The following is a 22,339-nucleotide window of genomic DNA, read 5'->3' on the forward strand; positions in this document are numbered from 1 at the left end:
AATCTGCCCATGATCAGCATCCCCAAGTCGGAATACGCCCGTCGGCGCAAGGCGCTGATGGCGCAGATGGAACCCAACAGCATCGCGATTCTGCCGGCGGCGCCGGTGTATATCCGCAACCGCGATGTCGAGCATATCTACCGCCAGGACAGCGACTTCCAGTACCTCTCCGGCTTTCCCGAGCCGGAGGCGGTAATCGCGCTGATTCCCGGGCGCGAGCATGGCGAGTATGTGCTGTTCTGCCGCGAACGTGATCCGCTGCGTGAGCTGTGGGATGGCCTGCGCGCCGGCCAGGATGGCGCGATCAGCCAGTACGGCGCCGATGACGCGTTCCCGATTGGTGACATCGACGACATTCTGCCGGGGCTGATCGAAGGCCGTGACCGGGTCTATTCCTCCATGGGCACTAACCATGAGTTCGACCGTCAGCTGATGGAGTGGATCAACGTGATCCGCTCCAAAGCGCGGCAGGGCGCGACGCCGCCCAATGAATTCATCACCCTCGAACACCTGCTGCATGACCTGCGCCTGTACAAGTCGGCGGCCGAAGTCAAAGTCATGAAGGAAGCCGCAGATATTTCCTGCCGCGCCCATGTGCGCGCCATGCAGGCCAGTCGTGCTGGCTTGTTCGAGTACCACCTGGAAGCCGAGCTGGATTACGAGTTCCGCAAGGGCGGGGCGAAGATGCCGGCCTATGGCTCCATCGTCGCCGCCGGCAAAAACGCCTGCATCCTGCATTACCGCGAGAACGATGCGCCGCTGAAAGACGGCGACCTGGTGCTGATCGACGCCGGTTGCGAGATCGACTGCTACGCCAGCGATATCACCCGCTGTTTTCCGGTCAATGGCAGGTTTTCCCCGGAGCAGAAGGCCATCTACGAGTTGGTGCTGGCGGCCAACGAGGAGGCGTTCAAGCATATCGCTCCGGGCAAACACTGGAATGAAGCCCACGAGGCCACCGTGCGGGTGATCACCGCCGGGCTGGTGGAGCTGGGCTTGCTCACGGGCGAGGTCGATGCGCTGATCGCCAGCGAGGCCTACAAACCCTTCTATATGCACCGCGCCGGCCACTGGCTGGGCATGGATGTGCACGATGTGGGCGAGTACAAGGTCGGCGGCGAATGGCGCGAGCTGGAAGTCGGCATGGCCATGACGGTTGAGCCGGGCATCTACATCGCCGTGGACAATCAGGACGTGGCGAAGAAGTGGCGCGGCATCGGTGTGCGCATCGAGGACGATGTGGTGGTGACCAAGACTGGCTGCGAGATTCTCACCAGCGGCGTGCCAAAAACCGTCGCCGAGATCGAAGCGCTGATGGCCGCCGCACGCAGCGTGGCGGCCTAGAGCATGTCACGCGTCGACATTGCGATTATTGGCGGCGGCCTGGTTGGCGCTAGCCTGGCCGTGGCCTTGCAGGCCGAAGCCAAGCAGCGTGGCTGGCGCATTTGCCTGATCGAACCGTTCACCCCAGGCAATGGTTATCAGCCCAGCTACGATGCGCGCTCCACTGCGCTGTCGTTCGGTTCGCAGCAGATCTACCAACGGCTCGGCCTGTGGCAATCGATCAGCCAGCGCGCCGAGTCGATCAGGCAGATTCATGTTTCCGACCGTGGCCGTTTCGCCGCCGCGCGCCTGAGCGCCGAGGAAGAGGGCGTGCCGGCGCTGGGTTATGTGGTGGAAAATGCCTGGCTCGGCGAATGCCTGTGGCAGGCCCTGGATCAGCAGGTGGTGAGCTGGCGCAGCCCGGCCCAGGTGACGCGCATGCAGGCCCTGGCCGATGGCTATTGTCTGACCCTGGACGACGGCAGCGAGCTGGACTGCAGCCTGGCGATTCTCGCCGAGGGCGGCCGCTCCGGGCTGCGCGAGCAACTGGGCATCGCCGTGAGCAACACGCCCTATGGGCAGAGCGCGCTGATCGCCAACCTCAGCCCTACGGATGCGCACAACGGCCTGGCCTTTGAGCGCTTTACCGAAGAGGGGCCGATGGCCCTGCTGCCGCTGGCGGATAACCGCTGCGCCCTGGTCTGGACCCGTGCCGCGCAGGAAGCCGAGCGGCTTTCAGAGCTGGACGATGCGGCATTTCTCGCCGAGCTGCAGCAGGCCTTCGGCTATCGCCTGGGCAGCCTGCGCCAGGTTGGCGCGCGCCATCTCTACCCGCTGGCCCTGACGGCGGCCAAGGAGCAGGTGCGCCAGCACCTGGTGGTGCTCGGCAATGCCGCGCACAGCCTGCACCCGATTGCCGGGCAGGGCTACAACCTGTCCCTGCGCGACACCCTGGTGTTGGCCGAAACCCTGCTGGAAAGCGCCGCGCCGCTGGGCGATCTGGCCACCCTGCAGCGTTACCTGAGCCGTCAGCAGAGCGATCAGCAGCTAACCGTCGGCTTCTCCGATCGGGTTACCCGTCTGTTCAGCACCGGCCAGCCGCTGCTGGCTGCCGGGCGCAACCTCGGCTTGCTTGGCCTCGATCTATTACCGCCGGCGAAACGCTGGTTCGCCCGCCAGGCCATGGGCCTCGGCACCCGGCCGCAGTAAGGCCTGCACCCCATTCTTAAGGAAGCAAGATGCACGCGGATCTGATTATCGTTGGTGCGGGTATGGTCGGCAGCGCCCTGGCGCTGGCCCTGCAGGATCAGGGGCTGGAGATTCTGCTGGTCGATGGCGGCCCGTTGAGCGTCAAACCTTTTGATCCGCAAGCCGCCTTCGAACCACGGGTCAGTGCACTGTCGGTGGCCAGTCAGCGCATTCTCGACCGCCTCGGTGTGTGGGCCGGCATTGCCGCGCGGCGCGCCTGTCCCTATGGCGAGATGCAGGTATGGGACGGCTCGGGTACCGGGCAGATTCATTTCAGCGCGGCCAGCGTGCACGCCGAAGCGCTCGGCCATATCGTCGAGAATCGCGTGGTGCAGGATGCCCTGCTCGATCGTCTGCACGACAGCCCGATCGGTCTGCTACCGGGCGCCCGCCTGGAGCAGCTGCGCCGCTCCGGTGATGGCTGGCTGCTCAGCCTGAAGGACGGTCGCGAGCTGCGCGCGCCGCTGATCATTGCCGCAGACGGCGCCAACTCGGCGGTGCGTCGTCTGGCCGGGAGCGCCACCCGCGAATGGGATTACCTGCACCATGCCATCGTCACCAGCGTGCGCTGCAGCAAGCCGCACCAGGCCACTGCCTGGCAACGCTTTACCGATGACGGCCCGCTGGCCTTTCTGCCGCTGGCCGGCCCTGAAGGCGAACACTGGTGCTCGATTGTCTGGTCGGTCACCCCAAGCGAAGCCGAGCGGCTGATGGCCCTGGATGATGTGGGTTTCCGCCGCGCCCTCGGCTTTGCCTTCGAGCATCGCCTGGGCGACATCCTGCATGCCGATGCGCGTTTGTGTATTCCATTGCGGCAGCGGCATGCCAAACGTTATGTCGAAGAGGGCCTGGCGCTGATCGGCGATGCCGCGCACAGCATCCACCCACTGGCTGGGCAGGGCGTCAACCTGGGCTTTCTCGATGTCGCGGTGCTGGCTGAAGTGCTGCTGCATGCGGCGCAGCGTGGCGAGCGCCTGAGTGATGTGAAGGTGCTCAGCCGTTACGAGCGCCGGCGCATGCCGCACAACCTGGCGATGATGGCGGCGATGGAGGGCTTCGAGCGGCTGTTCCAGGCCGACCCGCTGCCCGTGCGCTGGTTGCGCAACAGCGGCCTCAACTGGGTGGATGAGCTGCCGGAAGCCAAGGCGCTGTTTGTGCGTCAGGCCCTGGGACTGTCCGGCGACCTGCCGGAGTTGGCGCGGGTTTAACTATCTAGCCCAGTGACGTGCGTTACGCCGATGGTGGGTTATGCCGCGCGCCGAGCGGCGTGAACCTGGCCATGGCGGTACGCGGCTAACCCACCCTACAAAAGCTACAGGCAAAAAAAGCCCGGCGCTAAGGCCGGGCTGAAAAGTGTGCAGGGAAGTACACACGGAGTTGCGGTCAGCTCATGCCCAGCCAGTTGGGCAGGGCCATGGACACGGCCGGGATGTAGGTGATCACCATGAGGAAGCCGAGCAGCAGCATCAGCCATGGCCAGGCGGCCTTGACCACGGCGGTGAGCGGCATACCGGTCACCGCCGAGGTGACGAACAGGTTGAGTCCCACCGGCGGCGTGATCAGGCCGATCTCCATGTTCACCACCATGATGATGCCCAGGTGGATCGGGTCGATGCCCAGCTGCACGGCAATCGGGAAGAGGATCGGCGCGAGGATCAGGATGATCGCCGACGGCTCCATAAAGGCGCCCGCCACCAGCAGCACGATGTTTACCACCAGGAGGAACTGCCACGGCTGCAGGCCCATCTCGATCACCCAGGCGGTGATGGTCTGGGGGATCTGTTCGGTGGTCAGCACGTGGGCGAAGAGCATGGCGTTGGCGATGATAAACATCAGCATGATGGTCAGCTTGCCAGACTCCAGCAGCACCTTGGGGCACTCGCGGATGCTCATGTCCTTGTACACGAACAGCGCCACGAAGCCGGCATAGACCGCCGCCACCGCAGCGGCCTCGGTGGGGGTGAACATGCCCGAGTAGATGCCGCCGAGGATGATCACCATCAGCAGCAGGCCCCAGATCGCCTTGCGCGCGGTGCTCAGCAGCTGGCGCAGGCTGGCGCGCGGCATGGCCGGCAGGTTCATCTTCCGCGCGACGATATAGATCGCCACCATCAGTGCCACGCCCAGCAGCAGGCCTGGTACCACGCCGGCCATAAACAGCTTGCCCACCGACTGCTCGGTCGCGGCGGCATACACCACCATGACGATCGACGGCGGAATCAGGATGCCCAGGGTGCCGGCGTTACACACGATACCGGCGCCGAATGCCTGCGGATAACCGGAGCGCACCATGCCGGCGATGGCAATCGAGCCCACCGCCGCCACGGTGGCAGGGGATGAGCCAGAGAGTGCGGCAAACAGCATGCAAGCCATTACCGCGGAAATCGCCAGGCCGCCACGGATATGGCCGACGCAGGCGTTGGCGAAATCGATCAGGCGCTGGGCCACGCCGCCGGTGGTCATAAAGGCACCGGACAGCAGGAAGAACGGAATCGCCAGCAGGGTGTAGTGTTCGCTGGTTTCGAACAGCTTGATCGCCAGCGAACGTACCGAGTCCGGGCTGAACAGCATGATGGTCACCGAGCCGGCCAGGCCCAGGGAGGCGGCAATCGGCACGCCGATAAACATCAGCAGAAACAGCAGAATAAAGAGGAACAGGATGGTCATTGCAGCTTCCCCTTATTGTGAGGCTCATCGTGCTCGGTCAGTTTCATCGCTTCGGCGGCTTCATCGGCCAGGCCCAGGCCGGTCTGCTGGTTGCGCAGGATGCGCACGAAGATTTCCAAGAAGCGGATAAACACCATGGCGTAGCCGAACGGCACGATCAGGGTGATATGCCATTGCATGATGCCGTAGTGACCGAGGTCCTCGGCGCCGATGCCGGCGGTGAACAGGGTTTTCACCCAGTCGAAGCTGGCCACGGTGATCAGCCCGGCATAGCCCAGGCAGGCCAGGCAGGCAATCAGGCCGATCACCCGCTGCACCGGCTTGCTCGCCAGTTTTACCAGCGCATCGACGCCGATATGCCCGGCGGTGCGCACGCCGTAGGCCAGGCCGAAGAAGATCAACCAGGCGAATAACGCCTTGGTCAGGGCAATGCTCCAGGTCATCGACTGGGCCATGCCGAGAATGCTGTCGCCAATGGCGAAGAACAACTCGCTGCTGCCTTCCCAGCGATCCGCCAGGTTGTAGAACAGCGTGTAGAGGTTATTGAGGATCACGTAGACGAAGGTCACCAGCGTCATGGCGGCCAGCAGAAAGGCGATAAAGCCTTCCTCGAAGTGGTCCCAGACGCGCCGCAAGGCGTTCATCGATAGAGTCTCCAGTGTGGAGTGGATCGCGCAGGGTCGCTGCAGGTGGGTGTCCGCAGGGCAGGATGGGTTGAGCGCAGCGATACCCATCGCCTAGGGTGATGGGTATCGTCGCAGGCCCTCAATCCATCCTACTGGTTGGCGGCGTCGGCAGCCTTGATCAGGTCGGCACCGATTTCCGCTTCGAACTTGCCCCACACCGGCTTCATGGCATCGCGCCATGCATTACGCTGCTCAGGGGTCAGGGTAATGATTTCGGTGGTCTTGGCGTCGAGGATGCGCTGCTTGTCGCCATCGTTCAGAGCGCCAGCCTGCTTGTTCACTTCGGCAGTCACTTCCACGATGATCTTGTCCAGCTCGCTGCGTACATCGGCAGGCAGGCCGTTCCAGAACGTGGTGTTGGTGATCAGCATGTAGTCCAGCACGCCGTGGTTGGACTCGGTGATGAACTTCTGCACTTCATGCATCTTCTGGCTGTAGATGTTCGAGTAGGGGTTCTCGGCACCGTTAACCACGCCAGTCTGCAGGCCTTGGTAAACCTCGGCGAAGCTCATTTTGCGCGGGTTGGCTTTAACCGCCTTGAACTGCTCTTCCAGTACGGCAGAGGCCTGTACGCGGAACTTCAGGCCGCGGGCATCCTTCGGCTCACGCAGCGCCTTGTTGGCGGACAGCTGCTTGAGGCCGTTGTGCCAGTAGGCCAGACCGGTAATGTTTTTCTCTTCCATGGATTTCAGCAGCGCCTGACCTTCCGGGCTCAGCTGGAAGCGGTCGACGGCGGCCATGTCCTGGAACAGGAACGGCAGGTCGAATACCTGGATTTGCTTGGTGTACTGCTCGAACTTGGCCAGCGATGGGGCGATCAGCTGCACGTCACCGAGCAACAGCGCTTCCATTTCCTTGCCATCGCCGAACAGCGAGGAGTTCGGGTAAACCTCGACCTTGACCTTGTCGCCCAGACGCTCTTCGGCGAGCTTCTTGAACAGCACGGCACCCTGGCCTTTGGGGGTGTGGTCGGCGACCACGTGGGAGAACTTGATCACGATCGGGTCGGCCGCTTGGGCCATGCCGGCGATGCTCAGCGACAGGGCGCATGCGAGCGCCTTGGCAGTCAGTTTGAACATGGAGTCTTTCCTCTTGTTTTTGTATAGCGTGATGCGCCGCAGCGCTACAAGTCGGGCGAACAGGTTCAAGTCTAGGCGGCCTGTCAGAAAATGACGGGCGTTGGGCAGATGGCCTAGAACTATGCGTCTGTGAGTCGCCTGCAAGAGGCTAGAGCAACCGCCATGCCAGGCGCTGGCGTGGCCGCTGCGAACGGCGTGAAATGCAGCAGCGGCAAGGCCTAACGGGTTTTTGCAGCAGTTTTCACGAGCGGCTGTACAGGCCGTTTGCGTAGCTTTTGGCGGAAATCCGCCAGCTAGTCGAGGTTGTCTGGCGAGCTTCCGCCAGCGTCGGCGAAGCTCAGGCCGTGTTTGCGCAGTTTGTCGTGCAGGGTCTTGCGCGGCACGCCCAGGGCCTCGGCCAGGCTGCGCAGCGAGCTGTGCGAGCGGCTCAGTTCGGCGCTGATCAGGCTGCGCTCGAAGGCTTCCACCTGGGCGTTCAGGCCGCCGCCGTTGCCGTCTGCATCAGGTAGCGGGGCCGCCTGGGCTTGCAGGTCGAGGTCCAGTTCCAGGCCCAGGGCGAAGCGTTCGGCGGCGTTCTGCAGCTCGCGTACGTTGCCCGGCCAGGGATGACGCAGCAACGCCGCGCGCTGGCCCGGTTGCAGGCTGCGTTCGGCCAGGCCATGACGGCTGCTGGCAGCTTCGGCAAAGTGCTGGAACAGCAGCAGGGCATCTTCACCACGCTCACGCAAGGCCGGGATGCGCAGCGGGGCGACGTTCAGGCGGTAATACAGGTCGGCGCGGAAACGCCCCTGGTCGGCGGCCTGGCGCAGGTCTTCCTTGGTCGCCGCAATCACCCGGATATCCAGGGGAATCAGCTGGTTGCCGCCGAGGCGCTCGACTACCCGCTCCTGCAACAGGCGCAGCAGTTTGACCTGCACTTCCAGGCTCATGCTTTCGATTTCATCGAGGAACAGGGTGCCGCCATTGGCGAATTCGAACTTGCCGATGCGGCGTTTCTGCGCCCCAGTAAAGGCGCCTTGCTCATGGCCGAACAGCTCGCTTTCCACCACCGACTCGGCCAGGGCGCCGGCGTTGATCGCCACAAACGGCCCGGCGCGACGGTTGGACAAATCGTGCAGGGCGCGCGCCACCACTTCCTTGCCGGCACCGGTTTCGCCGAGGATCAGCACGTCGCTGTTGATCCCGGCCAGGGCGCCGATCTGCTCGCGCAGGCGCAGCATCGCCGGCGACTGGCCGACCAAACGCGCCGACAGGGTGTGGCGATCGGCCAGGGCCAGGCGCAGGCTGCGGTTATCCAGCACCAGGCGGCGCAATGCCAGGGCGCGGCGCACGCTATCGAGCAGGTCGTCGCTGGCGAAGGGCTTTTCCAGAAAGTCATAGGCGCCGGCGCGCATGGCCTGCACCGCCAGCGGCACATCGCCGTGGCCGGTGATCAGCAGTACCGGCAGTTCCGGGTCCTGTTCCTGCAATTGCTGCAGCAGTTGCAGGCCGTCGATGCCGGGCATGCGGATATCGCTGACCACCACGCCCGGCCAGTCGCGCTCGATGCGCGCGGCCACGCCTTGGGCATCGGCCAGGCTGCTGACCTTGAGTCCGGCCAGGTCGAGGGTCTGGCTCAGCGCCTGACGCAGGTGCGGGTCGTCGTCGATCAGCAACACCTGGGTGCGGGAGTCGATCATGCTCATACCACAAAGTCCTCTGGCGACTGGGTTTTGATGCCCTGATCCGCGGCGCGCAGGCGCAGGGTCAGCTGGGCGCCGCCGTCGGGGTGGTTGGCCAGCAGCAGTTCGCCGCCCAGGGCGCGCATCAGGGTATCGCAAATGGCCAGGCCGAGGCCGAGGCCCTGGGCGCTGGTCTTGGTGGTGAAGAAGGGCTCGCGGGCGCGTTGCAGCGCCTCCTGGCTAAAGCCGGGGCCATTGTCGCGCAGGTGTAGGTCGACGCCCTCGGCGGTGAGTTCGGCACTTAACCACAGCCGGCGCGGCTGCGGCACTTCGCTCAAGGCGTCGAGGGCGTTGGCCAGCAGGTTGCCGAGCACCTGGCGCAAACGGGTTTCCCCGGCCTGCACCCACAGGGTGGCGTTCGGCAGGTCGCGGATCAGTTCGACCTGCATGGCCTGGCGGCGTTTGGCCAGCAGGGCCAGGGCATCGTCGATGGCCGGCTGCAGGGCCACGCTTTCCGGGGCGTGGCGGTCACGGCGGGCGAAGGCGCGCAGGTGGGCGATGATCGAGGCCATGCGCTCGGTGAGCTGACTGATCAGCTTGAGATTGGCGCGCACGTCGTCGCCGCGCTGGTGGTCGAGCAGCACACCGGCGTTGTCGGCGTAGCTGCGGATGGCGGCCAGCGGCTGGTTGAGTTCATGGCTGATGCTCGCACTCATGGTGCCCAGGGCCGAGAGTTTACTGGCCTGCACCAGTTCATCCTGAGCCTGCACCAGCTCCTGTTGCGCCTGTTCGCGCTCCAGCACTTCCTGTCGCAGTCGGCTGTTGAGCCGTTCCAGATCCAGGGTGCGTTCCAGCACGCGCTGCTCCAGCTGCTGGCGCGCCTGGCTGTCGAGGGCGATGCGTTCCAGGTAGTGGCGGCGGCGCTGCATCAACAGGCCGAGCAGCATGATCAGCAGCAACAGCGCGCTGCCGCCGACTGCAACGGCGGTGCGTACCGGGCGGTCGAGCTGCGCTTGTGGCGTGAGAATACTCACGGTCCAGCCGATGTCTTCAAGCGGGCGCTCCTGGCGCAGCCAGGCGTTTGCTTCGAGCTGCAGCGGCGGTGGCGATTGCACGCGGTACGGCTGGGTATCGGCAATCGTTGCGCGCTCGACGTTATCCAGCGCGCGGGTGGCGTGAAACCGCCACTGCGCCTGCGAGGTGAGGATCACCACGCCGTAGCTGTCGGTGACCAGCAGCTGCTCCGGGCGCTGGCCCCAGAGCGTTTCGGTGTGGTCGAGGTCGATCTTGACCACCATCACCCCAAGGATCTGCTGGCCCTCGCGGATCGGTGCGGCAAAAAAGTAACCACGCTTGCCCGAGGTGGTGCCCAGGCCGAAGAAGCGCCCAGGACGGCCGTGCATGGCTTCTTTAAAATATGGGCGGTAGGAGAAGTTGCGCGCCACGAAGGAGTCGTCCTGTTGCCAGTTGGACGCGGCCAGGGTGTTGCCATCGGCGGCCATCAGGTAGATCACATCGGCCCCGGTCTGCTGACGCACCTGGCTTAGCAACTGGTTGGCGGCGTGGCGCACGCTGTGATCCTGTGGCTGGCGCAGGGCCAGACGCACGGCGGGCAGGTCGGCAAGAATCGGCGGTAGCACTTCATAACGGCGCAGGGTGCCGAGCAGGTTGGCCACGTAGAGGTCGAGGGTCTGGCGGTTCTGCTCCACCAGCACGCCACTGTAGTAACGCTCGGCCAACTGCTGCAGCGGCCACAGCAGGGGGGCCAGCAGCAGGGCGAGGATGGCCAGGCTGCGCCAGCGCGGGCGATGCGGGTGAGGATGGGTGGTGGGCATGCGCTTACTCGAGCAGGGTCATAGGTTCAGAGTGGCGCTTATGCAATAAGCGGGCAAGCTCGCCGATATGGTCAATACTCAAGGTGTTCGGCATCGCCCTGGAGCATTGATGCCGCCCCGTTTGCGCCCGTATGGACAGCCCGCGCCTGTGTTTCCTCGGAGATACCATCATGCTGGCTCAATTGACCGTACGTGCACGGTTGTTGCTATTGGCGGTGGTGCCATTGCTGGTATTGATTGCAGTCATTGGCATGGCGCTGTCCAACGCCAGTCGCCTTAATCACAGTTTCGACGAATTATTTAACGACCGCATGCGGCCGATCAGCCAGCTCAAGGTGGTGTCCGATGCCTATGCAGTGGCGATGGTCGATGCGTTGCATAAATACCGCGCCGGCCCGTTCAGCCGCACCCTGTATGAGGGTGTTTTTCTATTTCTGGCGCGTAGGGCCGGCAAGTAGGCAAGACCTTCTGGTGTGATCTTGCGGGGCGGCAGAGGATTTGGGGCAGAAATGCTTCAGACGGCATAAATCGCAGGCAAGAAAAAACCCCAAGGAATTTAACTTCGCTTGGGGTTTCTCGGTATTCATGGTGCCCGGGGACGGAATCGAACCGCCGACACGGGGATTTTCAATCCCCTGCTCTACCGACTGAGCTACCCGGGCTAACGGGGCGCTATTAGACGGATTTGAGGGGTGGGTGTCAAGCGTGAGTTTGAAAAATATTTAATTATTACGGGCGCTTAGGTTCGGGCAGGGGTGTACGGGGTGGTTGGGTCGCCCGGATAAGCATTGGCGTAATCCGGGAGGCTGCTGTCCCGGATTACAGCGCGTGCCGCGCTTTATCCGGGCTGGGGTGTAGTACCTGGCCACTTACTCGCTGGGCGGCACGTAGCCGTCGGCCTGGGCGTATTCCTCACCGGAGAGGAATTTGTCCATCTCGGCCTGGAGGAATTTGCGGTCTTCGGCGTTCATCATGTTCAGGCGGCGTTCGTTGATCAGCAGGGTCTGGTGCTTCTGCCATTCGTCCCAGGCTTGCTTGGAGACATTGTTGAAGATGTCCTCACCTTTGGCGCCTGGATACGGTGGGCGCTCCAGGCCGGGGAGTTCTTGCTTGTGTTTGCGGCACTGTACGGTGCGGGTCATGGCGTTTCTCCAGTATTTGCTGCGAGTGCATCGGCCGCGCGCTTCAGCAGTTTCTTTACTGGGGCGGCGAGGCCCAGGCGCGGCGGGGTGGCGAGGTTATACCAGAGCCAGTCGGCCTCGGCCACGGCGGCTGGCGCGGCGTCGACCTGGATCAGCCAGGGTTCGATGGCCAGCTGGAAGTGGCTGAAGGTGTGGGTCAGGCCGCTTAGTTCGCGCTGCGCGCCGAGCTGCAGGCTGTGGCGGCTGGCCAGCGTGCTGATGGCCGTTGCTTCGTCCAGCTCCGGCAGGCTCCACAGGCCGCCCCACAGACCGCTGGACGGGCGGCGATAGAGCAGCACCTCGCCATGGCGGTTGGCGAAAATCGGCATCAGTGTGCGCTTCTGTGGCAGCGCCTTACGCGGTTTGGCGATCGGGTAGCGGATCTCCAGGCCGAGCAGGTGCGCCTGGCAGCCGCTCTGCAGCGGGCACAGTAGGCAGCTGGGTTTGCTGCGGGTACACAGGGTCGCGCCCAGGTCCATCATCGCCTGGGTGTAGTGGTTGACTCGGGCGTGCGGGGTAAAGCGCTCGGCCACATCCCACAGCTGTTTCGCCACTTTTGGCTCGCCGGGATAGCCTTCCTGGGCCACGTAGCGCGCCAGTACGCGTTTGACGTTACCGTCGAGAATGGGGGCGCGCAGGCCCATGCTCAGGCTGGCGATGGCGCCGGCGGTGGAACGGCCGATGCCGGGCAGTGCGGTGAGCTGGTCGACATCGCGGGGGAATTCGCCGGCATGTTCGCGCATAACGATCTGCGCGGTTTTCTGCAGATTGCGTGCGCGGGTGTAGTAGCCCAGGCCCGTCCACAGGTGCAACACTTCGTCTTCCGGCGCGGCGGCCAGGTCATTGACCGTGGGCAGGGCGGCCATAAAGCGGTCGAAGTAGCCGAGCACCGTGCTGACCTGGGTTTGCTGCAGCATGATCTCCGAGACCCACACGCGGTAGGGCGTGATGCCCTGTTGCCAGGGCAGGTCCTTGCGTCCGTGGCTGTCGTACCAGTTGAGTACTGCGGCAGAAAACTGCTCGGGGCTCATCGGTTGAACAGGCCTTTGAGCGCATCTTTCAGCTCGGGACTGACCTTGTCGCCGAGTTTCTCTTCGATCTTCTGGTTGAGCTTGTTGCCGGCCAGTTTGGTGGCGACCTTGCCCAGGCCGTCCTGGTCCAGGCGGCAGGCCTTGCCGCCCATTTCCAGCGGGCCACGGCAGCGCACTGGCCATTCGATACCCACATAGCGCTCGTTGACCTGGCAGGCCGGGTCGGGCATTTCGCGTTGATCGCCGGTGATGGTGATGCCGACACGGTAGTCGAGGCCGAGGATGCGCAGGTCCAGATCGCCATTGCCGCTGACCGCCAGGCCCGGAATCAGCGCCTTGAGGTCGGGATTGTGGGCCACGCCGTTGCGCAGAGTCAGGCTGCCTTGCAGGGTTTCGAAGGGGGTGTCCTTACCGCGTGGATCGCTGCTCAGGGATTTGCGGTTGAGCGTGGCAATGCCACGGCACAGCTGCTGCTCAAGGTTGGCGTCGACCAGCACGCCGTCATTCAGCAGGAAGCTGGCATCACCGCTCAGCCCGTCGACCCAGGCGCGTTGACTGTTGCCGCTGGTGCTTAGGCTGGCTTTGAAGTCCAGCAGGCCTTTGACTGGCGAAGGCTGCTCGGGCTTTTTCAGGAAAGGTTCGATCTGAATGCGGCTGAGGTTCTTTTGCACGCTGAGCAGCGGCACGGCTGGGCGCACGTCGATGCTGGCTTTGGCATCGAAGCTGCCATTGCCGATGTTGCCGCGCACATCCTGCAGGGTCAGCAGGCCGCCTTTGCTCTGCGCCTTGGCGCTGAAGCTGCTGATTTCCTGCTGCTGGACGGTGAGCTGATCGAGGCCGATATCCAGTTGCATGTCGAGCTTGCGCAGCGTCTCGATCGGCAGCACTTCGCTGCTGCTCCAGGCGTGTTGGGTCGGCGCATCGGGCAGCGGTGTGCTGCCGCTTTGCCCGGCGCTGGCGACGCTGGCCTTGACCTCGGCCTTGCGGGCAGCGCCGGCATCTTTGGCGTCCTTGGACGGTGCGGGCAGGTAGCGGTCGAGGTTTAGCTGGTCGCCCTTGAGTTGCACGCGCAGGGCTTGCTTGGTGAAGTCGGCAATCGCCAGCTGGCCGCTGAAGTGGCTGTCATCCAGGGTCAGTTTGAGGTCTTCGAGGGTCAGGCTGTTGTCGCTGCCGCTCAGGCGGGTGACCAGTTCGAACTGGCTGAGGGTCTTGTCGTCATTCATCGGCGGCAGTTTCTGGCCGATGGTGGCGAGGAACTCACGCAGGTTGAGTGGGGCAATGGACAGGCCGCCGCTGAGCTTTGGCTGCTTGTCGAGGTCGCGCACTTTCAGCTCGCCAAGGGCGCGTAGCTGGTTGCCGGAGAACTTCAGGCCGTTCCACTCGGCGACCTGGGCGGCCAGGTCGACCAGCAGCTGGCCCTGGGCCGAATAGGTCAGGGTCTGGCCGTCGAAGGGTTCGCCGGACACTTCGCCGGACAGTTTGGCGTCTTCCAGCTGATAGCGCTTGAGGGCGCGATCGAAGCGCAGTTCGCCCTGCAGCTCGCTGCGGGCGCGCAATACCGGCTTGTTGAGACCGAAGAAGGCGCTGAGTTTGACTGGAATGGCGGCGCCTTCGCGGATCGCCCCGGTGGTCAGCTGGATGCTTTCGGCGCTGAATTGCTGGCCTTTCTGTGCGTCGTGGTAGTCGATGCGCGCGCTGTTGACGATCAGGCTGTCGATATCCAGCTTCAGTGGCTGGCTGCTTGCGCCAGGCTCGGCGGCTGGGCTGTCGACCGGAGCATTGTTGCTGCTTGCTACTGGCGCGTCGGTAGCTGCGGTCGCGGCTTTGGCCGGTTTGCCGACATCTTGCCAGTTGCTGCGGCCTTTTTCGTCGAGTTGCAGGTTGAGGTTGAGGCCGTCGATGCGGATGTCGCTCATCTGCACTTCTTTGCGCAGCAGCGGCAGCACGCGCACCGACAGGCCGAGCAGGCGCAGGTCGGCGAAGGGTTTATCCGGGGTGTTGGCGCTGGCGAGCGTGGCGTCGGTCAGCTCCAGACCGAGCCAGGGGAACAGGCTCCAGCCGATATCGCCCTTGAGGGTCAGCTCAAGATTGGCTTTGTCGCGCGCCAGCTGGCGGATTTCGTCTTTGTAATCGTTGGGATCGAACAGGTGGGTGAGGGCAAAGCCCAACGCCACGATGATCAGCAAGAGCCCGAGAACAAACAGGCCGAGGATTTTGCCGAGCGCTTTCATGTGCGAATCCTTGTTTCGAAGCGAGAGGGTGAAGAGCAACTATTAAGCCGGCGAGTATAGCGCCAGCGCTTTTGTCTGGTCCGTCGACAGTCCCGTTTACAGGGTAATTTTACAAGTGGCTTCTGCCGCTTGGGTGCCTTATTCCGGCCATGGGTGAGGGGCTTGGGCCCGTTACTGGGCGGCTTGGCACAGGCGTTTGGCCAGTCAAATCGCCGCCGGTTCCCTTCGCGTGGTGAGTGGGCGGGGGGGGGGCGCGTCAGCTGTTGGGAGTGGCGCCTCGGTTAACGACGGCGCGTTGGCGCTCGGCAGGGTTATACGACTAATGGAGGGTGGGCTGCCTGTACGACGCCGGCGGCAGCGATGCTACCCTCGATTCGCGTTCGCTATCTCGCGCACGCTTTACGATCAGTGCCTTGCCTGCACGTCACAATAAGAGAAGAAGACTATGACTGACGCCCTCGTATTGGACGGTGATTCAGCGATGCCTGCGTTTCTGTCCAAGGAACGCATTATCGCGACTGCCGGTTTTAACCGCTGGCTGGTTCCGCCGGCCGCTTTGGCCATTCATTTGTGTATCGGTATGGCCTATGGCTTCTCGGTGTTCTGGCTGCCCTTGTCCAAGGCAATAGGTATCGACGCTCCGCTGGCTTGTGCTGCCGATATGGGTTTCTTCGAACAGATATTCGCCAGCAACTGCGACTGGCAGATTTCCATGCTCGGCTGGATCTACACGCTGTTCTTCGTTTTTCTCGGCTGCTCGGCGGCCTTGTGGGGTGGCTGGCTGGAGCATGCCGGCCCGCGTAAGGCTGGCCTGGTCTCGGCGTTGTGCTGGTGCGGCGGGTTGCTGATTTCCGCGTTGGGCATCTACCACCATCAAATCTGGTTGCTGTGGCTGGGCTCCGGGGTGATCGGCGGTATCGGCCTGGGGCTCGGTTATATCTCGCCGGTGTCGACGCTGATCAAGTGGTTCCCGGACAAACGCGGCATGGCCACCGGTATGGCCATCATGGGCTTTGGCGGTGGTGCCATGGTCGGCGCGCCGCTGGCGGCTGAGCTGATGAACCACTTTGCCAGCGCTGATGGCGTCGGCGTATGGCAGAGCTTCGTGGTCATGGCGATCATCTACTTCGTCTTTATGGTCGGCGGTGCTCTGTCCTACCGTGTGCCGCCAACCGGCTGGAAACCAGCTGGCTGGAAGGCGCCGGCGGCCAAGGCGAGTAACACCATGATCACCAACCGCCATGTGCATGTCAGCGTGGCTTGGAAAACCCCGCAATTCCGTCTGATTTGGGCCGTGCTGTGCCTTAATGTGTCGGCGGGTATCGGCATCATCGGTATGGCTTCGCCGCTGCTGCAGGAAGTGTTTGCCGGGCAACTGCTGGGTAACGACCTGTCCTTCAACGACTTGAGTGCCGCACAACTCGGGCAGATTGCCGCGATTGCTGCGGGCTTCACCGGCCTGCTCAGCCTGTTCAACATCGGTGGCCGCTTCTTCTGGGCCTCCTGCTCGGACTTTATCGGCCGTAAAGCCACCTACTTTGTGTTCTTCGGCCTGGGCTTTGCGCTCTACGCCGCCGTGCCGTTGCTGGGGCAGCTGGGTAGCCTGGCGCTGTTCGTGCTGGCTTTTGGCATTATCTTGTCGATGTACGGCGGTGGTTTTGCCACGGTGCCGGCTTACCTGGCCGACCTCTTTGGTACCCAGATGGTTGGGGCTATCCACGGTCGCCTGCTGACTGCCTGGGCTGCCGCCGGGGTACTTGGCCCGGTGCTGGTCAACTACCTGCGTGAGTACCAGCTGAGCATCGGCGTGGAGCGCGCCGCGGCCTACGACATCACCCTGTACATCCTCGCTGGCCTGCTGGTGCTGGGTTTTATCTGCAACCTGCTGGTGCGCCCGGTGGCGGATAAGTACTTTATGAGCGAAGCCGAGTTGGCTGCCGAGCGCGCCCTGAGTCATGACGCGGGTCGTGGTGAGGTTGCGGTGCTGGAGTGGTCGGCTGATCCGGCGTCCAAACCGCTGGCGATGGCCGCCTGGCTGGCAGTCGGGCTGCCACTGGCCTGGGGCATCTGGATCACCCTGCAAAAAACCGCGACGCTGTTCCAGTAAATCGCTGATACAGCCTTGAGTCCCGTGGGCGTCACTGTGCGCCCACGGGATTTTTGCTATCTGCTCGGCTTGCTTCAAGGTTTTGTGCTTATCGGCCTATAATGGCCGCCCTTTGGTACAACGATTTTGTGGAGCTGGTGATGGCCGAACGTACGGCATCCGTCGAGCGCAATACCCTGGAGACCCAGATCAAGGTCTCGATCAACCTGGATGGCACGGGCAAGGCCAAGTTCGATATTGGCGTGCCCTTCCTCGAACACATGCTCGATCAGATCGCCCGTCACGGCCTGATCGACCTGGATATCCAGTGCAAGGGCGACCTGCATATCGACGACCACCACACCGTGGAAGACGTCGGCATCACCCTCGGCCAGGCGTTCACCCAGGCCATTGGCGACAAGAAGGGCATGACCCGTTACGGCCATTCCTATGTGCCGTTGGATGAAGCGCTGTCGCGCGTGGTGATCGACTTCTCCGGCCGTCCCGGTTTGCAGATGCACGTGCCGTTCACCCGTGCGGTGGTCGGCGGCTTCGATGTGGACCTGTTCCAGGAGTTCTTCCAGGGCTTCGTCAACCACGCCCTGGTCAGCCTGCATATCGATAACCTGCGCGGCAGCAACACCCACCACCAGATCGAAACCGTGTTCAAGGCCTTCGGCCGTGCCCTGCGCATGGCCGTGACCCTGGACGAGCGTATGGCCGGGCAGATGCCTTCGACCAAGGGCTGCCTGTAAATGCAGACCGTTGCAGTAATCGACTACGGCATGGGCAACCTGCACTCGGTGGCCAAGGCCCTCGAGCACGTCGGTGCCGGCAAGGTGCTGGTGACCAGCGATGCCCAGGTGATTCGCGAAGCCGACCGCGTGGTATTCCCTGGCGTCGGTGCGATTCGCGATTGCATGGCCGAGATCAAGCGCCTGGGCTTCGACAGCCTGGTGCGTGAAGTTAGCGCTGACCGGCCGTTTCTCGGCATCTGCGTGGGCATGCAGGCGCTGCTGGAACACAGCGCAGAGAACGACGGGGTCGATTGCATCGGCCTGTTCCCCGGCCAGGTGCGCTTCTTCGGCAAGGACATGGTCGAAGACGGCGAGCCGCTGAAAGTGCCGCACATGGGCTGGAATGAGGTGGCGCAGTCGATCAAGCACCCGCTGTGGCACAACATTCCGGATCTGGCGCGCTTTTACTTTGTGCACAGCTATTACATCGAGGCCGGCAACCCCAAGCAGGTGGTCGGTCGCGGTCATTACGGCAAGGATTTCGCCGCCGCGCTGGCCGAAGGCTCGCGCTTTGCCGTGCAGTTCCACCCGGAAAAGAGCCATACCCACGGCCTGCAGCTGCTGCAGAATTTCGCCGCCTGGGATGGCCGCTGGTAAATGAGCCGGGCCAAGGCGAAGCCGCCGAGCATGACTTTGAGCGCCGAGCAGGAGCGTGAAGCCTGCCTGGTGCTCAAGCGTTTTATGGCCGAGCGCTTCGAGCTGGAACTGGGCAGTTTCGAGGCCGCTGAGGTACTGGAGCTGTTTGCCCGCGAGATTGCACCGCACTACTACAACCGGGCGATTTTCGATGTGCAGACTCACCTGAAAGAACGGTTCGAGAGCATCGAAAGCGACCTATGGGCGCTGGAAAAGAGCTGACCCACCGAATTCACACGACTTGAGCAGGTTCAACCGATGCTGATTATCCCCGCTATCGATCTGAAGGACGGCGCCTGCGTGCGTCTGCGCCAGGGCCGCATGGAAGACTCCACGGTGTTCTCCGATGACCCGGTAAGCATGGCCGCCAAGTGGGTCGAGGGTGGCTGCCGCCGTCTGCACCTGGTCGACCTGAATGGCGCCTTCGAAGGCCAGCCGGTCAACGGCGAGGTGGTCACCGCGATCGCCAAACGCTACCCGACCCTGCCGATCCAGATCGGTGGTGGCATCCGCACCCTGGAAACCATCGAGCATTACGTGCGTGCCGGCGTCAGCTACGTGATCATCGGCACCAAGGCGGTGAAAGACCCGCAGTTCGTCACCGATGCCTGCAAGGCCTTTCCGGGCAAGGTCATAGTCGGGTTGGATGCCAAAGACGGTTTCGTTGCCACCGACGGCTGGGCTGAAGTGTCGACCGTGCAGGCCACCGATCTGGCCAAGCGCTTCGAGGCCGACGGCGTCTCCGCCATCGTTTATACCGACATCGCCAAAGACGGCATGATGCAGGGCTGCAACGTCGAGGCCACTGCGGCCCTGGCTGCCGCCAGCCGCATCCCGGTGATCGCCTCCGGTGGCATCCATAACCTCAGTGATATCGAGAAGCTGCTGCTGGCGCGCGCGCCGGGCATTATCGGCGCGATCACCGGTCGTGCCATCTACGAAGGCACTTTGGATGTCGCCGAGGCGCAAGCCTTCTGCGATTCCTATAAAGGCTAAACCGTAGGATGGGTTAGCCGCGCAGCGGCTTAACCCATCGCCAATTACCTGATCGATGGGTATCGCTGCGCTCGACCCATCCTACGAGAGCACTGCTATGGCACTGGCTAAACGCATCATCCCCTGCCTCGACGTGGACAATGGCCGCGTGGTCAAGGGCGTGCAGTTCGAGAACATCCGCGACGCCGGCGATCCGGTGGAGATCGCCCGTCGTTATGACGAGCAGGGCGCCGACGAAATTACCTTTCTCGACATCACCGCCAGCGTCGACGGCCGCGACACCACCCTGCACACCGTCGAGCGCATGGCCAGCCAGGTGTTTATCCCGCTCACCGTGGGTGGCGGCGTGCGCACCGTGCAGGACATTCGCAACCTGCTGAATGCCGGCGCGGATAAGGTGTCGATCAACACCGCCGCGGTGTTTACCCCGGAATTCGTTGGCGAAGCCGCCTCGCGCTTTGGCTCGCAGTGCATAGTCGTCGCCATCGACGCGAAGAAGGTCTCCAAGCCAGGCGAGGCCCCGCGTTGGGAAATCTTCACCCACGGCGGGCGCAAGCCCACCGGTCTGGATGCCGTGCTCTGGGCGAAGAAGATGGAAGACCTCGGCGCCGGCGAGATCCTCCTCACCAGCATGGATCAGGACGGCGTCAAGAGCGGCTACGACCTGGGCGTGACCCGCGCCATCAGTGAAATGGTCGGCATTCCGGTGATCGCTTCCGGCGGCGTCGGCAACCTGCAGCACCTGGCTGACGGCATTCTCGAAGGCAAGGCGGCTGCTGTATTGGCGGCGAGCATCTTCCACTTCGGCGAATACACCGTGCCGGAAGCCAAGGCGTATATGGCCGCTCGCGGTATCGTAGTGCGTTAACCCTCGCGGGTCGGCAGCTTTGCCGGCCGCTACTGCGGGCGAGTCGACAACAGCTGGTCGCACTCTCGATTAGAGTGTGCGGCTTGATGCTCGATTCGTCCTTCTGCGCAGGGCCTATGCGCTTGTATGAATCTGCCTTTTAATGTTCAAACTGCGACCAGTTGGTCACCTCTGCTCGGCGAAGCCTAGGCCGGCCCTGGTGTGGCTGGTTATGCTGCGGCTTGGCTGATAATTCCAATAAGTGAGTCCCTATGTTCAAACCTCTGCTAATGGCCTTGCTGGGCGCGAGTTGGTTGCTGGCGAGCAGTGTCCGGGCCGAAGTCGACCCTAACTACAGCCTGGTGCTACTGACGGAAAATTTCCCGCCATACAACATGGCCATCAACGGCAAGAACTTCGCCCGGGAAGACAATATCGACGGCATCGCCGTGGATATCATCCGCGAAATGTTCCAGCGCGCCGGCATCAAGTACAACATGACCCTGCGCTTCCCTTGGGCTCGCATCTATAAGCTGGCGCTGGAAAAGCCGGGCTATGGCGTGTTTGTCACCGCGCGTCTGCCGGAGCGTGAGGCGCTGTTCAAATGGGTTGGCCCGATTGGTCCGGATGATTGGGTGTTGCTCGGCAAGGCCGATAGCGCCATCAGCCTGACCAGCCTGGACGACGCCAAGCAGTACAAGGTCGGCGCCTACAAGGGCGACGCGATTGCCGAGCACCTGGTGGAAAAAGGCCTGAAGCCGATCACCGCCCTGCGCGACACGGAAAACGCCAAGAAGCTGATGGCCGGTCAGATTGACCTGTGGGCCACTGGTGATCCCGCGGGCCGTTATCTGGCCAAGCAGGAAGGTGTGTCCGGACTGAAAACCATCCTGCGTTTCGACAGCGCCGAACTCTATCTGGCGCTGAACAAAGAGGTGCCGGACGAAGTGGTGCAGAAGCTGCAAGCCGAGTTGGATAAGATGCGCAGCGAAGGTTTTGTCGACGACACGTTGAACAACTACCTCTAATGCGAAGAACCAGCGGGCCGGTCACAAGCCGACCCGCGGCCATGGATGGTTGACGCCACGTACGTACGTCGCCGGGCACTCGCCCGAGCAGGGATGCCGCTAGCCATAATCACAATTCATGCGAGCGGAATGACCTATGTTGAAAACCCTGAAAGCCAGCCTGTTGTTCGGGCTTGTCCTGAGTGCCTGCGCAGCCCGTGCCGAGCTGCCGGCTGATTACAAAGTGGTGCTGCTGACGGAGAACTTCCCACCGTTCAATATGGCGGTGGATGACAAGAACTTTGCCCGTGATGACGGAATCGACGGCATCAGTGCCGAGATCGTACGGGCGATGTTCAAGCGCGCCGATATCCAGTACACCCTGACCCTGCGCTTCCCCTGGGATCGCCTGTATCGCCTGACCCTGGACAAGGCCAACTACGGCCTGTTCTCCACCACCTTTACGGCTGAACGTCAGCCACTGTTCAAGTGGGTGGGGCCATTGGCCAAGACCGGTTGGGTGCTGCTGGCGGCGCCGGGTAATAACGTAAGCGTCGCCAGCCTCAAAGATGCAGCGCAGTACCAAATTGGCGCCTACAAAAATGACGCGGTTAGTCAGCATCTGGAAAGCCAGGGGCTGAGTCCGGTCAATGCGCTGCGTGATCAGGAGAACATCAAGAAGCTGCTCAGTGGCAAGATCGACCTGTGGGCCACCACCGATCCGGTGGGCCGCTACCTGGCCAAGCAGGAAGGCGTCAGTGGCCTGAATACCGCGCTGCGCTTTAACGAGGCCGAGCTGTACCTGGCACTGAACAAGGACACCCCGGATGAGGTGGTGCAGCGTCTGCAGAAAGCGCTGGACGAACTGCGCGCCGAAGGCTTTATCGACGAGATGACCAATAACTACCTGTAATTTCAGGCGTTATTAAAAGGCTATGTACTCATTACCTGTTGCTCCGTGCTGTAGGCCTTTGTAGGAGCGGGGTTGCCCGCGAAAGCCAGCCACGCAAAAGCATCGCGGGCAAGCC

Annotated in this window: 20 protein-coding genes and 1 tRNA gene; 12 read left to right on the plus strand and 9 right to left on the minus strand. The window is 62.9% G+C overall.

Annotated elements, in window-relative coordinates:
• Window positions 1–9 precede the first annotated feature (9 nt).
• The 3 genes from pepP to WA145_RS06105 are packed head-to-tail and all read left to right on the plus strand — an operon-like array spanning window position 10 to window position 3,779.
• Complete coding sequence (gene pepP, locus WA145_RS06095) at window positions 10–1,344, plus strand: Xaa-Pro aminopeptidase (protein ID WP_422580709.1); 1,335 nt, start codon at window positions 10–12, stop codon at window positions 1,342–1,344.
• A 3-nt stretch (window positions 1,345–1,347) separates the two neighbouring features.
• Window positions 1,348–2,532, plus strand: a complete 1,185-nt coding sequence (gene ubiH, locus WA145_RS06100) for a 2-octaprenyl-6-methoxyphenyl hydroxylase (protein ID WP_422580710.1) — start codon at window positions 1,348–1,350, stop codon at window positions 2,530–2,532.
• Between the two features lie 29 nt (window positions 2,533–2,561).
• The gene (locus tag WA145_RS06105) at window positions 2,562–3,779 is read left to right on the plus strand and encodes a 2-octaprenyl-3-methyl-6-methoxy-1,4-benzoquinol hydroxylase (protein ID WP_422580711.1); all 1,218 of its coding nucleotides are present in this window, start codon (window positions 2,562–2,564) and stop codon (window positions 3,777–3,779) included.
• A gap of 175 nt (window positions 3,780–3,954) precedes the next feature.
• On the opposite strand, the gene dctM is transcribed toward WA145_RS06105, so the two are convergent.
• From dctM to WA145_RS06130, 5 genes are all read right to left on the minus strand, one after another.
• The gene (dctM, locus tag WA145_RS06110; protein WP_422580712.1) at window positions 3,955–5,238 is read right to left on the minus strand and encodes a C4-dicarboxylate TRAP transporter large permease protein DctM; all 1,284 of its coding nucleotides are present in this window, start codon (window positions 5,236–5,238) and stop codon (window positions 3,955–3,957) included.
• Window positions 5,235–5,882 (minus strand): TRAP transporter small permease, encoded by a 648-nt coding sequence (locus tag WA145_RS06115; RefSeq protein WP_422580713.1) that lies wholly within the window; start codon window positions 5,880–5,882, stop codon window positions 5,235–5,237. Before WA145_RS06115 ends, dctM begins: the two co-directional genes overlap by 4 nt.
• A gap of 131 nt (window positions 5,883–6,013) precedes the next feature.
• Window positions 6,014–7,003, minus strand: coding sequence for a C4-dicarboxylate TRAP substrate-binding protein DctP (gene dctP, locus WA145_RS06120; RefSeq protein WP_422580714.1), 990 nt, complete (start codon window positions 7,001–7,003; stop codon window positions 6,014–6,016).
• Window positions 7,004–7,296: 293 nt separating this feature from the next.
• A complete protein-coding gene (locus tag WA145_RS06125; protein ID WP_422580715.1) occupies window positions 7,297–8,688 on the minus strand; it encodes a sigma-54-dependent transcriptional regulator in 1,392 nt (463 codons plus the stop codon).
• A complete protein-coding gene (locus WA145_RS06130) occupies window positions 8,685–10,499 on the minus strand; it encodes a sensor histidine kinase (protein ID WP_422580716.1) in 1,815 nt (604 codons plus the stop codon). Before WA145_RS06130 ends, WA145_RS06125 begins: the two co-directional genes overlap by 4 nt.
• Window positions 10,500–10,669: 170 nt before the next feature.
• Between WA145_RS06130 and WA145_RS06135 the strand changes: the two genes are divergently transcribed.
• The gene (locus WA145_RS06135) at window positions 10,670–10,957 is read left to right on the plus strand and encodes a Tar ligand binding domain-containing protein (protein WP_422580717.1); all 288 of its coding nucleotides are present in this window, start codon (window positions 10,670–10,672) and stop codon (window positions 10,955–10,957) included.
• A 128-nt stretch (window positions 10,958–11,085) separates the two neighbouring features.
• Here the strand turns inward: WA145_RS06135 and WA145_RS06140 are convergent.
• The 4 genes from WA145_RS06140 to WA145_RS06155 form a co-directional block, all read right to left on the minus strand.
• Window positions 11,086–11,161: transfer RNA gene (locus WA145_RS06140), tRNA-Phe, on the minus strand.
• A 207-nt stretch (window positions 11,162–11,368) separates the two neighbouring features.
• Complete coding sequence (locus tag WA145_RS06145; protein ID WP_422580718.1) at window positions 11,369–11,641, minus strand: oxidative damage protection protein; 273 nt, start codon at window positions 11,639–11,641, stop codon at window positions 11,369–11,371.
• A complete protein-coding gene (mutY, locus tag WA145_RS06150; RefSeq protein ID WP_422580719.1) occupies window positions 11,638–12,711 on the minus strand; it encodes an A/G-specific adenine glycosylase in 1,074 nt (357 codons plus the stop codon). Before mutY ends, WA145_RS06145 begins: the two co-directional genes overlap by 4 nt.
• Complete coding sequence (locus WA145_RS06155) at window positions 12,708–14,942, minus strand: AsmA family protein (RefSeq protein WP_422580720.1); 2,235 nt, start codon at window positions 14,940–14,942, stop codon at window positions 12,708–12,710. The genes mutY and WA145_RS06155 overlap by 4 nt, the downstream gene beginning before the upstream one ends.
• 445 nt (window positions 14,943–15,387) lie before the next feature.
• On the opposite strand from WA145_RS06155, the gene WA145_RS06160 reads away from it, so the two are divergent.
• From WA145_RS06160 to WA145_RS06195, 8 genes are all read left to right on the plus strand, one after another.
• Window positions 15,388–17,049 carry an OFA family MFS transporter gene (locus WA145_RS06160; protein ID WP_422580721.1) on the plus strand — a complete coding sequence of 554 codons (1,662 nt, stop codon included), beginning with the start codon at window positions 15,388–15,390 and terminating at the stop codon, window positions 17,047–17,049.
• A gap of 140 nt (window positions 17,050–17,189) precedes the next feature.
• Complete coding sequence (gene hisB / locus WA145_RS06165; RefSeq protein ID WP_422580722.1) at window positions 17,190–17,783, plus strand: imidazoleglycerol-phosphate dehydratase HisB; 594 nt, start codon at window positions 17,190–17,192, stop codon at window positions 17,781–17,783.
• Window positions 17,784–18,422 (plus strand): imidazole glycerol phosphate synthase subunit HisH, encoded by a 639-nt coding sequence (gene hisH, locus WA145_RS06170; RefSeq protein WP_422580723.1) that lies wholly within the window; start codon window positions 17,784–17,786, stop codon window positions 18,420–18,422.
• Window positions 18,423–18,683, plus strand: coding sequence for a DUF2164 domain-containing protein (locus WA145_RS06175; protein ID WP_422580724.1), 261 nt, complete (start codon window positions 18,423–18,425; stop codon window positions 18,681–18,683). It begins immediately after the preceding gene.
• Between the two features lie 36 nt (window positions 18,684–18,719).
• A complete protein-coding gene (gene hisA, locus WA145_RS06180) occupies window positions 18,720–19,457 on the plus strand; it encodes a 1-(5-phosphoribosyl)-5-[(5-phosphoribosylamino)methylideneamino]imidazole-4-carboxamide isomerase (protein WP_422580725.1) in 738 nt (245 codons plus the stop codon).
• Between the two features lie 97 nt (window positions 19,458–19,554).
• A complete protein-coding gene (hisF, locus tag WA145_RS06185) occupies window positions 19,555–20,325 on the plus strand; it encodes an imidazole glycerol phosphate synthase subunit HisF (RefSeq protein ID WP_422580726.1) in 771 nt (256 codons plus the stop codon).
• A gap of 251 nt (window positions 20,326–20,576) precedes the next feature.
• Window positions 20,577–21,332, plus strand: a complete 756-nt coding sequence (locus WA145_RS06190) for a substrate-binding periplasmic protein (protein WP_422580727.1) — start codon at window positions 20,577–20,579, stop codon at window positions 21,330–21,332.
• A 136-nt stretch (window positions 21,333–21,468) separates the two neighbouring features.
• Window positions 21,469–22,224, plus strand: a complete 756-nt coding sequence (locus WA145_RS06195; RefSeq protein WP_422580728.1) for a substrate-binding periplasmic protein — start codon at window positions 21,469–21,471, stop codon at window positions 22,222–22,224.
• The last annotated feature ends 115 nt before the right edge of the window (window positions 22,225–22,339 follow it).

The organism is Pseudomonas sp. (assembly GCF_049301935.1).
In the GTDB taxonomy this organism is placed as follows: domain Bacteria; phylum Pseudomonadota; class Gammaproteobacteria; order Pseudomonadales; family Pseudomonadaceae; genus Aquipseudomonas.

What these genes read in the sequence shown, in the direction of transcription:
- WA145_RS06135 (WP_422580717.1), top strand. Translation starts at nt 10,670, where the DNA reads ATGCTGGCTCAATTGACCGTACGTGCACGGTTGTTGCTATTGGCGGTG.
- hisA (WP_422580725.1), top strand. Translation starts at nt 18,720, where the DNA reads ATGCTGATTATCCCCGCTATCGATCTGAAGGACGGCGCCTGCGTGCGT.
- pepP (WP_422580709.1), top strand. Translation starts at nt 10, where the DNA reads ATGATCAGCATCCCCAAGTCGGAATACGCCCGTCGGCGCAAGGCGCTG.
- hisB (WP_422580722.1), top strand. Translation starts at nt 17,190, where the DNA reads ATGGCCGAACGTACGGCATCCGTCGAGCGCAATACCCTGGAGACCCAG.
- WA145_RS06130 (WP_422580716.1), bottom strand. Translation starts at nt 10,499, where the DNA reads ATGCCCACCACCCATCCTCACCCGCATCGCCCGCGCTGGCGCAGCCTG.
- mutY (WP_422580719.1), bottom strand. Translation starts at nt 12,711, where the DNA reads ATGAGCCCCGAGCAGTTTTCTGCCGCAGTACTCAACTGGTACGACAGC.
- dctP (WP_422580714.1), bottom strand. Translation starts at nt 7,003, where the DNA reads ATGTTCAAACTGACTGCCAAGGCGCTCGCATGCGCCCTGTCGCTGAGC.
- WA145_RS06160 (WP_422580721.1), top strand. Translation starts at nt 15,388, where the DNA reads ATGACTGACGCCCTCGTATTGGACGGTGATTCAGCGATGCCTGCGTTT.
- WA145_RS06125 (WP_422580715.1), bottom strand. Translation starts at nt 8,688, where the DNA reads ATGAGCATGATCGACTCCCGCACCCAGGTGTTGCTGATCGACGACGAC.
- hisF (WP_422580726.1), top strand. Translation starts at nt 19,555, where the DNA reads ATGGCACTGGCTAAACGCATCATCCCCTGCCTCGACGTGGACAATGGC.
- WA145_RS06190 (WP_422580727.1), top strand. Translation starts at nt 20,577, where the DNA reads ATGTTCAAACCTCTGCTAATGGCCTTGCTGGGCGCGAGTTGGTTGCTG.
- WA145_RS06115 (WP_422580713.1), bottom strand. Translation starts at nt 5,882, where the DNA reads ATGAACGCCTTGCGGCGCGTCTGGGACCACTTCGAGGAAGGCTTTATC.
- WA145_RS06155 (WP_422580720.1), bottom strand. Translation starts at nt 14,942, where the DNA reads ATGAAAGCGCTCGGCAAAATCCTCGGCCTGTTTGTTCTCGGGCTCTTG.
- ubiH (WP_422580710.1), top strand. Translation starts at nt 1,348, where the DNA reads ATGTCACGCGTCGACATTGCGATTATTGGCGGCGGCCTGGTTGGCGCT.
- dctM (WP_422580712.1), bottom strand. Translation starts at nt 5,238, where the DNA reads ATGACCATCCTGTTCCTCTTTATTCTGCTGTTTCTGCTGATGTTTATC.
- WA145_RS06175 (WP_422580724.1), top strand. Translation starts at nt 18,423, where the DNA reads ATGAGCCGGGCCAAGGCGAAGCCGCCGAGCATGACTTTGAGCGCCGAG.
- WA145_RS06105 (WP_422580711.1), top strand. Translation starts at nt 2,562, where the DNA reads ATGCACGCGGATCTGATTATCGTTGGTGCGGGTATGGTCGGCAGCGCC.
- WA145_RS06195 (WP_422580728.1), top strand. Translation starts at nt 21,469, where the DNA reads ATGTTGAAAACCCTGAAAGCCAGCCTGTTGTTCGGGCTTGTCCTGAGT.
- WA145_RS06145 (WP_422580718.1), bottom strand. Translation starts at nt 11,641, where the DNA reads ATGACCCGCACCGTACAGTGCCGCAAACACAAGCAAGAACTCCCCGGC.
- hisH (WP_422580723.1), top strand. Translation starts at nt 17,784, where the DNA reads ATGCAGACCGTTGCAGTAATCGACTACGGCATGGGCAACCTGCACTCG.